Annotated in this window: 12 protein-coding genes; all 12 read right to left on the minus strand. The window is 28.9% G+C overall.

Going from position 1 to position 12,910, the window contains the following annotated elements:
• Positions 1-198: 198 nt before the first annotated feature.
• Positions 199-474: a CRISPR-associated endonuclease Cas2 gene (gene cas2, locus COZ07_RS03380; protein ID WP_406607189.1), complete on the minus strand. Its 276-nt coding sequence runs from the start codon at positions 472-474 to the stop codon at positions 199-201.
• A 13-nt stretch (positions 475-487) separates the two neighbouring features.
• The gene (gene cas1b, locus COZ07_RS03385) at positions 488-1,492 is read right to left on the minus strand and encodes a type I-B CRISPR-associated endonuclease Cas1b (protein WP_406607178.1); all 1,005 of its coding nucleotides are present in this window, start codon (positions 1,490-1,492) and stop codon (positions 488-490) included.
• A 20-nt stretch (positions 1,493-1,512) separates the two neighbouring features.
• The gene (locus tag COZ07_RS03390) at positions 1,513-2,019 is read right to left on the minus strand and encodes a CRISPR-associated protein Cas4 (protein ID WP_406607179.1); all 507 of its coding nucleotides are present in this window, start codon (positions 2,017-2,019) and stop codon (positions 1,513-1,515) included.
• Between the two features lie 14 nt (positions 2,020-2,033).
• The gene (gene cas3 / locus COZ07_RS03395) at positions 2,034-4,259 is read right to left on the minus strand and encodes a CRISPR-associated helicase Cas3' (protein ID WP_406607190.1); all 2,226 of its coding nucleotides are present in this window, start codon (positions 4,257-4,259) and stop codon (positions 2,034-2,036) included.
• Positions 4,259-4,969 carry a CRISPR-associated protein Cas5 gene (gene cas5 / locus COZ07_RS03400; protein WP_406607180.1) on the minus strand — a complete coding sequence of 237 codons (711 nt, stop codon included), beginning with the start codon at positions 4,967-4,969 and terminating at the stop codon, positions 4,259-4,261. Before cas5 ends, cas3 begins: the two co-directional genes overlap by 1 nt.
• A gap of 2 nt (positions 4,970-4,971) precedes the next feature.
• Complete coding sequence (gene cas7i, locus COZ07_RS03405; protein ID WP_406607181.1) at positions 4,972-5,913, minus strand: type I-B CRISPR-associated protein Cas7/Cst2/DevR; 942 nt, start codon at positions 5,911-5,913, stop codon at positions 4,972-4,974.
• Positions 5,914-5,928: 15 nt separating this feature from the next.
• Entirely contained in the window at positions 5,929-7,623 is a 1,695-nt protein-coding gene (locus tag COZ07_RS03410) for a hypothetical protein (protein ID WP_406607182.1), read from the minus strand.
• Positions 7,613-8,323, minus strand: a complete 711-nt coding sequence (locus COZ07_RS03415; protein ID WP_406607183.1) for a CRISPR-associated endoribonuclease Cas6 — start codon at positions 8,321-8,323, stop codon at positions 7,613-7,615. The genes COZ07_RS03410 and COZ07_RS03415 overlap by 11 nt, the downstream gene beginning before the upstream one ends.
• Positions 8,324-8,729: 406 nt before the next feature.
• A complete protein-coding gene (gene purH / locus COZ07_RS03420; protein ID WP_406607184.1) occupies positions 8,730-10,292 on the minus strand; it encodes a bifunctional phosphoribosylaminoimidazolecarboxamide formyltransferase/inosine monophosphate cyclohydrolase in 1,563 nt (520 codons plus the stop codon).
• Positions 10,293-10,351: 59 nt separating this feature from the next.
• Positions 10,352-11,620, minus strand: a complete 1,269-nt coding sequence (purD, locus tag COZ07_RS03425) for a phosphoribosylamine--glycine ligase (RefSeq protein WP_406607185.1) — start codon at positions 11,618-11,620, stop codon at positions 10,352-10,354.
• A gap of 42 nt (positions 11,621-11,662) precedes the next feature.
• Complete coding sequence (gene purN / locus COZ07_RS03430) at positions 11,663-12,268, minus strand: phosphoribosylglycinamide formyltransferase (RefSeq protein WP_406607186.1); 606 nt, start codon at positions 12,266-12,268, stop codon at positions 11,663-11,665.
• Between the two features lie 58 nt (positions 12,269-12,326).
• Positions 12,327-12,910 (minus strand): phosphoribosylformylglycinamidine cyclo-ligase (gene purM / locus COZ07_RS03435; protein WP_406607187.1); only part of this gene is annotated, 584 nt, incomplete at its 5' end.

Raw genomic sequence — 12,910 nt, forward strand, 5'->3', positions numbered from 1 at the left:
AATACATCTTATGTTTTGGTTCAACTATAGAAAAATATAGACTTTTAGAATATACATATTGCTTAAAGAGCTTTAAATATAATGATCTCTTGAATTTTTTACCAAGCTAACATTTTAATTAAGTAATTTTATTTTATTTTATTTTAACGCTTTATTCATAACGTTTTGCACAATATTTGCAAAAAACACCTGGTAAAATTAAATAAACATAGAATTGCTTTTATCAGGATTTGTTCCCAATACTTCTTCGGTAAAATAACCTTCACTAATTAATTTTATCATAGAAATAAAATCTTCTTTAGGATTAATAGCCTTACCTAATTCCCCCTTAAGCTTAATTATATTGGCCGGAGTTATTTGTCCTCTAAAAACAGATTTTTGGTGATGGTTTAAATATTTTTTACAAATTTTAAAAATTTTATTAACCCTTTTTTCATTTATATCGTAAAATACAAAAATATAATTATAATTAATCTTTTTCCCTACTTTAAATCATCTCCTTTAGACTAAAAGGCTTAAACTCCTTATTTTCAGCCAGATATTTAATTAATTTATAACCATCAAGTTTGATAGCATTTAAAAAAGTAGTTTTTCTTCTTAATTTGGGATGTAAAAATACCATGTTTATCCTATCTTCAAATTCGCTAATAAATATTTTTCTTCCTGCATCATTTAATAGACAATAATTTAATTTACGATTAAAATGCTTGTCAACTTGTAATTTTTTATTATTTACCAGATTAAAAATGGCTCGAAAGACAATTATTGGTTTAAAAACTTCCGATAAATCTAAGCTTAAAGAAAACCTCCCCTCTCCAGGTTCATGTAAAAAACTTATCGATTGATTTAAATGAGTTTGATAAATTTGTGATATTGTTTTCGCATATAAAATACTATTTCCAAAGGAAATTAAAGCATTTAAGGGATTATCCGGCGGACGTTTAACTCTTCTATTAAAAAGAAAACTCGCTGGAAGGAATTCCCTAAAGCTGGCATAAAATTTTTGCCAAACCAAACCTTCGATCCAAAGCAAATGTGTAATATTATCTTCCTTTTCTATTAATCGAGGTACATCTTTTTTTAACCAATCTAAATAATTTTTTAATTGTTTTTTATCGTGTTTATAATAATGATATAAAATTTCGTGAATATTTATAGCTATTCCTTCTATTATAGCCCGGGCTATAATTATTCTTCTTTCCAAATAAGCCTGTGCTTGTTGCACTGTTAATCTACCACTAACTAACTGCTTTTTAGGATAAAAGGTGCCACTATAATATCCAAAATAATTAAAAAAATGAATAGTGATTCCTGCTTTAGAGATAAAATCTAAAAATTTACTATTTAGACTAACCTCATTTAGACAAAATAACTCTCTTATTCCTTCTATAGGTAAATAGGCATTCCCTTTTTGATTTTTAAATACTATAGAATTATCCTTTCTTTTTAGGGAACCTATAGAAGTAATATACCTGGTATGATTTATACTCAAAATTATTTACCTTTCTAATATCAAATATAACAATAACTATAATAGGCACATTTTTTGCATTTATTGGAAATTTTTGCTTGTTGCATTAACAGTGGAGGACGCTTAGTGGCCAATAAATTATTAATTTTATTGCTTAATTCTATTAATTCCTTTTCGTATGCATCGGTCAGTTCTATGTAATGTATTTTTTTATCTTGCTTATTCTTTTCGATAAACTCAATTTTCCCTTTTTTATCAATTCCCTTATCTTTTAATTTTTTTAAATACAAAAGCACTTGCCATTTAACTGCCTCTATATCTGCATCAGATTTTTTAATTTCTATTAAATAATCTTTAGTTATCCTATCAATCTTTATATTTTCAATACTTATCTCTGTATTATCTTTTTCTTCATCTTTTAGTTCGTGTAATACTCTACCAATTCGAACATCTTCACTATTGTCTTCTAAATTAATTCTGTTTCCAAAAAGCCAACACTGTCGTTTACAATGAAAATAATAATTTATTAAAGTACCGGTGATCTTCATCTCTAGTCCTTTTGTTATAAAAATCTTTCACAATCATTTTTGTCAGGCATTATAACTCCGTATTCATAATTGTAATCTAGATTTAATACATCATAAAATTTGCCTTTATCAATATCTTTTTCCGCCAACAAATAACCATTTTTTCTATCCGCAAGCCAACTGCCTAAAGAAACGGTATTCTCGTATTTGTATATATTTTTTTCATAATCATCTTTTAGAATAAAGTCTCTTTTCGAATATTCAATATTTCTTAATTCATAGGTATCATTAAATTTACTAATTCCTTCATTTATATTCATATATTTTTCATATGCTTGATACCCTTCATTAAAAAGTTTTTCAAATTCATTTTTGTGCTTTATATCTTTAAATAACTTATCATATACAATGTCTAACCAATTTGAATATTCATTTATTTCATGAAGACCTTCCTTGATAGTATCAAAACTAATATCAAGAAGATAATCATAATAAGGCTTTACATCTGTCTTGCTGTAGATGAATATACTTCCGTAGGAACCTCTTTGTTTCTTACGATTTACTCGCCCAAATCTTTGAATTAATGAATCTATGGGAGCGATATCGGTAAACAAAATTTCAAAATCAATATCTAAAGAAACTTCTACTACTTGGGTTGCAATTAAAATAAATTTTGTTTCACCTTTCAATCTTTCATAAATCTCATTTTCTTTTTTCATTCGGTCACATTTTTTAAAATTAGCATTATAGAGAACTATTTCTTTCATTCCTTTCTCTTTTAGTAATTTATATGTTTCAGCAGACTTTTTTACTGTATTTCTTACAATTAAAATATTCTTTCCCATATTAAAATTCTCTATAATTTCATCTATATCTTCTTCTAAAGACTTATTCACTTTATAAATATAATTAGCTTTCTTTTTAAATAGCCTATTATCTTTTATTAAAGGATAATCATTGATCCCCAAAATTTCTTTTATTTTACTAGGAATAGAAGCACTCATAATGCAAACAGATATATTGTGTGCTTGAGCAAATTCCAAGAATCGCTTAATGAATCCCATCAATTTATAATCATATGAATGCACTTCATCAATAATCACTAAAGAATTTAAAATATTAAACATAGCAATATTGTATTTTCCTACATTAATAAAATACTTTAGAAGGCTATCTATGGTAGAGACTGTAAATGGTTTACTAAAGACTTTACTAAATAACAGCTCATTACTTAAATCAATGGTTACAACTCCATCTTCATTAGTAAATATTTTTTCTAAATATAATCTTGAAGCACCATGAACTAATCCTGTACAATCCTTAAAGATAGTTCTAGCCCTTTCGTAAAGTTTATTAGAGGTAGTTTGGGTGGGAAGGGTATAAATAATTTTATTATTTATACCCTTGAGATTATTTATACCCCATAAATACGAGCCTTCCGTCTTACCTTCACCAGTAGGAATTTCAACCAATACACTCCCTTTTGTCTTAGACAATATCTCTTGAAATTTCATAGGAATAAATACCTTTGGTTTTAACGATTCTTTTAGACTGTTTATTAAATATTTTTTAGTAGGAATACTTTTAAATCTAATTTTTGGAGTGTTTTTATCAAATTTTGAAGAAGCAATCCAATCAGATATATTTAAAATTCCAAGAACATAGCAATATAATAAACGAAGTTTCTCTTTATTATAAATATGTTTTATATCATCTTTTAAATGATCATCTATATCTCTTTGTAATTCTGACAATTCAATCTCTTTGTAGGTAAAAACATAAGGACATTCTTTTTTAAATGTTTCTCTATAATGCCCCTTATGCATATTAAAAAATTCTTTAGCTTCTGAAGAATAGAAGTTATATTGATATTTCTTATCTCCATTAACAGCCGAAAAAAGTCTAGGAGTATATAGGCTATGATGAGTAAGAATCACAAGAAATAATAAATTCACCCAATCTTTTTCGTTTAATTCAAAATCAGATATGCCTGCCACAATACTTGCAGAATAAAGAGAATGGCAACTTCTTTTGTTAAAATTTATAGTATTTTGAAATTGTACTGTAGCTTTTCCGATATCATGAAAATAAACTGCATAAAAGATTAAATCCTTTAATTTTTCTTGATTATACCCCGTTTTTTTAGAAATAAAAGCAAGCATATCTTTATCAAGTAATTTTATTGCTTCAATTAAGACCTCTTGAGTATGTTCCTGTAAAGTCTGAGTCTTGTTATCTATTCTTTTTGCCAGAATTTCCATCAATAAAATACCATCCTGTTTATTCCATCGGTATAGCTGATTACGTTTTTTAATTCTATTTTACAGTTAAGATATTCTACTTGTTTAAAACTATCCATAGCTTGTCTACTTTTTCGAAATCCTTTATCAGAAATTTCAACTTTAAAAGATAAAGGAGTTTCATTGGCTATCGGAAATTCAACAAATTTATCCTGATCTTCAATCATTACATCATAGGAATATCCTTTGTCTATAAAAACAGAATTTATGTACCCGCTTTTATTTTCGCTTATTTGTATTTTATCCTCTATCTCAGATATCTTAACAAGTTCATCATCTAAACCTAATGAAGGTATGCTTGTTGGAAATTTTAAAGCAATTAGAATTTCTTTAAATAATTCTTCTGAGTCGATCAGTAGATATATGGTATAAATAGCTTTATAAAGTCTATCTCTTCTAATAATACTCCTACCATCATTTTTATCTTTGTATACTTTATATGCCCAAAGGTCTTTTGTTTTTCCCTCAATATTATTGATTACTACCGATACTTTTATTTGATTTTCATTTAAAGTCTCATAATACCACCTTTCAGATTTACCCATAATATTAGTAATCATTCCGATAATATTTGTCTTGGTAGGTGCTAAAAAAGTTCGGTGATAAGTTTTAAATAGAGGAACTCTAAAGGAATTCAAAATTCCCTCTGCTTTAAATCTAATTACATTCATCTTTATTCCCTCTTCTTTTTTAGTGTATCTAGCGCCTGTGACACACTGATAACCTCGACACCCATTTCTTGAAATTTATTTTTTATTTCTTCTTCGTTTTGAAAAATATTTGTTGTTAGTCCTATTGCTTTGCTTTCAATATAATCCGAATTTTCTTTAATAGCCTCAATCATTGGTTTTGCTTCTAAATTATTATATTTATCAATTTTAAAAGCATTTAACAAGAATGGATTGCCTGCTCTTTGGGAGATGGCTATAACAAATTTAGGGGAAATATCTTCTAAATGTCTTGATTGTTTTGCTCCGCCATTAAAGACTTTAATAGCTTCTATTAATATATTTATTCTATGATTAATATCTTCGTCACTTAATATTTGATTAAATTCATAATTATATTCATTTATTTCTTTGCCTATTTTATCAGCATCAATTAGAATATTACCTCGCATAAAATTTAGTGTATCGATCTCTACCTGCACGATATTACCGCTTTTTTTAGTTTCGTCTTTTACTGCTTGTTTTCTGGTTAAATAATCATATTCACCTTTATAAGGTAAAATAGAGAGCATAGGAGCCACCTTTACCGGAGACCATCTTCTTCCACCTTTAGGCATCATATACCCAAACAGATCTAAATCACAAAAATTTTTATACATAAGTTCCACATCTTTAAACTTTTCACTTTTATCCGAAGCGTATATTTTAGCATTATATTCTCCAAAATCAGGTTCTCCTTTTTCATTTACTGCGGAAATATTTTCTCCTAACTGTCTTAGAGTTTCTTTTAAATATCGTCTTTGAGCTTGCCCGGATATATAAGCAAATTCATCGCCCTGATTATTGGTGATTTTTTTTATAGCAACAATATTTCCTCCGGTTCCCTCACTCCCGTTTAAAGAAGCAATATTTACTTTTGATATATAAGCTATGTTTAAAAATCTCATTTTATTACTTACCTCCTATATTTTTTTCATTGCATATGAACTACTTTTATATTTATCTATAGCATATATCGCGATATAATCCCTTGCCAATTCCCAATTTTCAGTTTTTTGCTCAAGTTCTTCTAAAATACTTCTTAAAGAATCTAAAAATTCTGAATTTAATTTGGCTTTTTCTTGATTTTTTAAAACTTCAAATTTAAAATTTTTAAAATAAGAAATTAGTTGTTTATGATTTTTAATATTTCTTAAAGTAAATAATAGATTTTTATCATCTATTTGCGCTTCAAAATTTCCTATCCCCTCCCCGATTATTTTAGATTTTCTATGTAAATCCATCTCTAAATCCTCCTTTTTTATTTCTTTGAGATAAAGATTTTCAAAAATATATAATTCCCTTCCTAACCTTCCCTTATCATTCTTTAACACATCAAAAGATGCCTCTAAATAATTTTTTCTTAAATTTTTAAAGTTAAGCAAGTTATTGGCAAAAGACTTAATGTTTAAATTAAGCTCTTTATTGCTCTTAGATAGGTTTAAAGTGGTTATTAATTCTGATAAATAAGTGAAAATGTTTTTATTGTCCTTTTCTATTCTATATTCTTTTAATATTTTTAAAAATTTTACCAGTTTATATGCTTTTGAGTATTCATTTAACGAAGATTTCATATCTCCTTCTTGAGTATAAGTAAAAAAAGTAATATATTTTAAAGTCTCATATAGCTTTTCTTTCCTATTCTTACGTCTTTCCTCTAGTTCTTTTTCATAACTATCTTCAATATGATAAATAAGAGAAAACAAATACATAAAAAATTTTAATTCAAACTCTGCTTCACTATTAGAAATATAAAAATAAGGATTTTTTATTCCATCATTTTTATAAAGTTGATTTCTAAAGTCAATATTTGTAGGAATTGCCTTTATCTCTTCTGTTTTGTCATCCTTATATTTTATCTTTTCATCATCTATCTTTAACTCCTTTTTAAAATTAAATAAATCTTCTAAATCTTTAGAATTTATATATAGATAAAAATTTGAATTATAAAATCTTTTTATCCTTGTTCCAAACCAATAAATTAAAGCATCCCATTTATCAAGCTTTTCACCTTTATTAGGTAACATATCTGCGAAAGGCCCTGGTCCCCATTCAAAAGTATGTATTTTTGAATCAAGGCTTATCTCATTGTTTTGATCCTTCCATAATACTTCATTTATATATTGGCTTATATAATCATTATGCTCTTTATGAATAATTACATCTCCAGCTTTACTTACTATTTGGGAGAAACTATTAATTTTTTTATCTGGATAATTATCATATTTCAATCTTATTTCTTCTTTTGTAAAACCTAATTTATTTAATTTTTCTCTAAATAGAATATTTTTCTTTTCATTTCTTACTCCGGAAGGAATGTCTACTCTTTTATCTTTTACAAAATCATTCCGATTTTTATCCCAATATAATCTATCATTTTTTGTAAAAATAACTAATCTATTATTAATAATAAATTCAGAAATAATAGAGTTGAAGATTTTTATCTCATCAGATTTATTAAACTTTAATTTTAATGAATTATTAGCAAGATCTTCTTGCAAAATTTCAATATTTTTTTGCGTTAAATATTCATATAAATTAACTATTCCATTATTGAAAAAAATATCTTTTGGATAAAATATTTTTTCAATTATCTCTTCTTTCAACTTATTTTCCAAATTCAACCCCCCCTTCAATGCAAAAACCCATGCCAATAGTTGAATTTTTCTCCAATAGTCCGACTCCTAAAGTCATAAAAGCTAATTTCTGTGAAATTTCGTCATCATTAATTGCAATTTTAAATTTATTTCCAAATAGATTAGTATTTTTATATTTATAGACCAATGGTTTTCTATTAAGAATTTTTATCTTTTCAAAAAATAATTGCTCTTCGTTTAATGAAACTTCAAAATAACTTTTATATTTTTTAAACAAATTTGCATTCATCCTTTCGATTAGAACCTTAATGTCATCACCGGGGATCCAGTAAATATTTTTCCCAATAGTCGCCAACGCCGGGGTAATCGTGTAAAGCTCTTTTATGGGTCTTTGCTCATATTTTTTAATTTCACCGGTAATGACCTTAAAATAGTCAGTAGTAGTATTAGGAAATAATTGTTTGATCTTATTGATAAAATATTCCTCTAAACTCCGAATACGGAAAACATAAATTTTATCTGCTTTGTAAATTTTATCTTCTTCTCGTGGATAAAGAGAATCAAAAACATAATTTTTAAATTTATTCTCTTCGTGTTTTATGGTTAAACATTCATCATTTAACATGGCCTTATTAATAAGCTGTGCTATTTTTTCATTCACTTCATTAAAAGCTATATTTTTTAAAAGATACGCGGTTGTGGTTAATTCAAAATAATGCATTAACAAAAATCTACCTCCTTTTTATTTATCACCCCTTTGTTTTTTCTATATCTATCGATATAGACTGTCTACATTAACAAACTTGGCCGAATATTTTAATATTAGAAAAAATATTTTTATATTTTAGTAAAATTAGTCAGATAAATCCTACCCCTACTTTCCCCCTCACCCACACCCTCTCCCTCCAGGAGAGGAATATAAAGAAATGTTTTTATAATTATAGCACATGGATTTGACTACAGTATGGCAAAAATTATTAAAATAATTTAAAAAAAATGAAAAAAGATTGATTTTTTATATACCACCTTTTTTATATTCGACAAAAGGTTCTGAAAGTCCTTCTTTTTTGGGAAAGTTTTTTCAGTTATCAGTGTACAGTTTATCAAGATAAATTAATTAGTTAAAATCAATGTTTAAAACATCTTATTCCAGTAAAAACCATAGCGATATTATTTTCATTGGCAGCCTCTATAACTTCCTCATCTCGCTTTGATCCACCGGGCTGAATAATGGCAGTTATTCCTACTTTAGCTGCTTCATCCACTCCATCTCTAAATGGGAAAAAAGCATCGGAGGCAAGATAACTACCCCTAGAACGCCCTCCAGATTTACTAATAGCAATTTTTACTGCATCTATTCTACTCATCTGCCCAGCTCCCACTCCAACTATCTGTTTATCCTTAGTCAAAACAATAGCATTCGATTTGATATGTTTTACTACTTTCCAGGCAAATAAAAGTTCTTCTAATCCCTCTTTAGTTGGTTTTCTCTTAGTAACTATTTTTAAATCATTTAGGTTAAGATCTTTTAAATCTAATTCTTGAATTAAAAAACCACCTATTATTTTTTTTATATCTTTAAGTGAAGGATCTCTTTTGTCTAAATCTCCTACTTTTATTAAGCGACGATTTTTTTTCTGTCTTAAAATATCTAAAGCTTCTTTCTCAAAATCAGGAGCTACTATTGCTTCCACAAAAGTAGTGTTATTAATTAAATCAGCAAGTTTTACTCCTATCTTCTGATTAACCCCAACAATACTTCCATAAGCCGATAAAGAATCTCCCTGATATCCCTTTTGATAAGCCTCTTCAATGGTAGATGCACTAGCCAGACCGCAAGGATTAGTATGTTTTATAAAGACCACCGTGGGCTCTTTAAAATCTTTAACTATTTCTAAAGCTGCATTAAGATCAACAAGGTTATTGAAAGACAATTCTTTCCCTCCTAACTGTATGGCATTCCCCAGATTGGCTTCCTCGATTAATATTTCTTTATAGAAAGAAGCAGGTTGATGAGGGTTTTCTCCATAACGTAAATCGGAAACTTTTTCGCCAATTAAATTTAAAGTAGGCGGGAAAAGGTTTGCTTCTTTAGTCAGTTTTTTTCTTAGATATTGAGCAATTATTCCATCATAGAATGAAGTATGTTCAAATACCTCCACTGCTAATCTCTCTTTAGTTTTTAAAGATATTTCACCATGGTTCTTGGTTAGTTCTTCTAAAACTACCAGGTAATCTTGGGGATTTATTACTACCACTACATCTTGATAATTCTTAGCTGCTGCCCTCAAAAGAGAAGGACCTCCTATATCTATATTTTCTATAGCCTTTTCTAAATTAACTCCTTCCTTTTTAGAAATAGTATTTTGAAAAGGATATAAATTTACTACTACCAAATCTATTAATCCTATCTGTTGTTCCTTTATTTCTTTTTTATGAGTCGGATCGTTCCTTTTGGCTAATATTCCCCCAAAAATAAGAGGATGCAGAGTTTTAACCCGCCCCTCTAATATTTCTGGAAATTTAGTTAAATCAGAAACTAATCTTACTTTTACTTGATTCTCGGTTAAAAATTGAGCAGTCCCTCCGGTAGAGATTATTTCAATGCCTAATTTTTCTAAACCTTTAGTAAAATCAATAATCCCTTCCTTATCTGAAACACTAATTAAAGCCCTTTTTACTTTGGTCATTTTTTCTCTCCCTTTTATCCATCTCTAGATAGGTAAGAAAACCATCTCCTTAGAATTTTTTATTTTATACCCTTTAGAGCAATATCTTTTCGATAATACATCTCTTCAAAATATATTTTTTCTACCCCTTCATAAGCCTTCTCTTTAGCTTTAAAGATAGTGTCAGCCCAAGCAGTTATGCCTAAGACCCTTCCTCCTGAGCTAACTACCTTTTCATCTTGAAGTTTAGTACCAGCATGAAAGGCTATAATATCTTTCATCTCTTCTAAATTTTTCAAACCACCAATAACCTTTCCTTTTTGATATTTACCCGGATATCCCCCAGAAGCTATCACCACACAGACCACCGCATTATCTTTCCATTTAAGATTGATTTTATGAAGGTTACCTTCAATTACTGCATTAAATATTTCTATTAAATCTGTTTCTAATCTTGGTAATACGACTTGAGTTTCTGGATCACCAAAACGGGCATTAAATTCTAAAACCTTAGGTCCTTCTTTAGTTAATATCAACCCAGCATAGAGTACCCCCTTATATTCTCTGCCCTCTTTTTTTAAGCCTTCTATGGTTGGTTTTAAAATTTTTTGCAAAACTGTCTCCCTGGATAGGTCATTATAAAAAGGAACCGGAGAGTAAGCTCCCATACCTCCGGTATTAGGTCCTTTATCCTGATTAAATATTTTTTTATGGTCTTGGGAGGGAACCATAGGTAGTACAGTCTTTCCATCACTAAAAGCCAAAATGGATATCTCTTCTCCTTCTAAAAATTCCTCAATAACTACATATTCACCAGCATCTCCAAATATTTTTTTCTTCATTAAAGAGTCTAAAGCCTCTTGGGCTTGTTTTATGCCCTGGACAATAAATACTCCTTTCCCGGCAGCTAACCCATCTGCTTTTATTACCAAAGGAAAGGCTTGTTGTTTAACATAATCAAAAGCCTGCTTAATATCTTGGAAGACCGCGTAACTAGCTGAAGGGATATTATATTTTTTCATTAAGTACTTAGAAAACACCTTACTTGATTCAATCTGAGTAGCCTTTTGGTTGGGACCAAATATTTTTAAACCTAGTTTATCAAATTCATCTACTATCCCCCGGGATAAAGGCAATTCTGGTCCTACTATAGTCAAATCAATCTTCATTTTTTGAGCAAAATTAGCTAATCCTACCATATTATCCTCGCCGATATCTACACATTGAGCTAAATGAGAAATCCCCGCATTACCCGGCGCACAAAATATTTTAGAAACTTTCGGACTTTGACTAATTTTCCAGACCAGAGTATGTTCTCTTCCACCACTTCCTATTACTAATATTTTCATTTTAATCAACCTAATATTTCTATATCCTACTTTAAATTTAAATTATTTTTTAATAAAAACTTTTCTGCCTTTAATAATTAATCTACCCTGGGAAAATAATTGAATTGCCTGAGCATAGATTTGATGTTCTTCCTTTAAAATTCTTTCCGCTAAAGATTCTTCCGTATCATCCTCGCTTACTTCTACTGCACTTTGCAAAATAATAGGACCCGAATCCATCCCCTCATCGACAAAATGCACCGTACAACCAGAAATTTTTACTCCATATTCTACCGCTTGTTTCTGGGCTCGTAAGCCAGGAAAAGAAGGGAGTAGTGCAGGATGAATATTTATTATCTTATTCTTATAAGCTTTGATAAAATAAGAGCTTAAAATCCTCATGTATCCAGCTAAAACTACCAGTTCAACTTCTTTATTTTTCAAGGTCTCTACAATTTTTTTATCATAATCTTCTCTGTTTTTGAATTCTTTATGGTTAATATATTGAGTTTCAACATTATGCTGTTCAGCTCTTTTAAGTGCATAGGCATCAAGATTATCGCTAATCACAATCTTAATCTTTCCTTCAATTTTACCTTCTTCGATAGCCTCAATTATAGCTTGTAAATTAGTCCCTCTGCCTGAAACCAGCACCCCAACATTAATCATTAACCCTTTCTCCTTAAAAAGGTAAAAAAAGGTGCCAGGCACCTTTTTTGTCATTCACCTAAATTATTACCTGTTTATTACCTTTTATTACCTTACCGATAATATAAGAATCACAATCCATCAGTTTAAGTTCTTTTATTATCTCTAAAACTTCATTATCCTGGACAATTAGTATCATCCCGATACCCATATTAAAGGTATGATACATCTCCTGATCAGAAATATTTCCTTCCTTTTGAATTAAAGAAAAAAGGTAAGGTTTAGGCCAGCTTTTCTGATCTATCTGGATGGAAATTCCTTCTGGTAAAACACGAGGAATATTTTCTATTATTCCTCCTCCAGTAATATGGGCTATCCCTAAAATCTTATATTTTTCACTGATATGCAAAATCGGTTGAACGTAAATCTTGGTAGGTACTAGTAATTCTTCACCTAAAAGCCTTTTAAAAGAAGAAATTTTATCCTCTATCTTATACTTGTTAGATTCAAATAAAACCTTTCTAACTAAAGAAAAACCATTACTATGTAATCCATTAGAGGTTAATCCTAGCACTAAATCTCCTTCTTTAATCCCTTTACCTTCAATTATTTTACTCCTCTCTACAATACCTACTGCAAAACCAGCTAAATCATATTCATCTC

The organism is Candidatus Infernicultor aquiphilus, assembly GCF_002784285.1.
GTDB classification, from domain to species: domain Bacteria; phylum Atribacterota; class Phoenicimicrobiia; order Phoenicimicrobiales; family Phoenicimicrobiaceae; genus Infernicultor; species Infernicultor aquiphilus.

Excerpts from the sequence above, each read along its gene's own strand:
- COZ07_RS03390 (WP_406607179.1), bottom strand. The coding sequence starts at position 2,019 with ATGAAGATCACCGGTACTTTAATAAATTATTATTTTCATTGTAAACGA.
- cas3 (WP_406607190.1), bottom strand. The coding sequence starts at position 4,259 with ATGGAAATTCTGGCAAAAAGAATAGATAACAAGACTCAGACTTTACAG.
- cas5 (WP_406607180.1), bottom strand. The coding sequence starts at position 4,969 with ATGAATGTAATTAGATTTAAAGCAGAGGGAATTTTGAATTCCTTTAGA.
- cas7i (WP_406607181.1), bottom strand. The coding sequence starts at position 5,913 with ATGAGATTTTTAAACATAGCTTATATATCAAAAGTAAATATTGCTTCT.
- COZ07_RS03415 (WP_406607183.1), bottom strand. The coding sequence starts at position 8,323 with ATGCATTATTTTGAATTAACCACAACCGCGTATCTTTTAAAAAATATA.
- purH (WP_406607184.1), bottom strand. The coding sequence starts at position 10,292 with ATGACCAAAGTAAAAAGGGCTTTAATTAGTGTTTCAGATAAGGAAGGG.
- purD (WP_406607185.1), bottom strand. The coding sequence starts at position 11,620 with ATGAAAATATTAGTAATAGGAAGTGGTGGAAGAGAACATACTCTGGTC.
- purN (WP_406607186.1), bottom strand. The coding sequence starts at position 12,268 with ATGATTAATGTTGGGGTGCTGGTTTCAGGCAGAGGGACTAATTTACAA.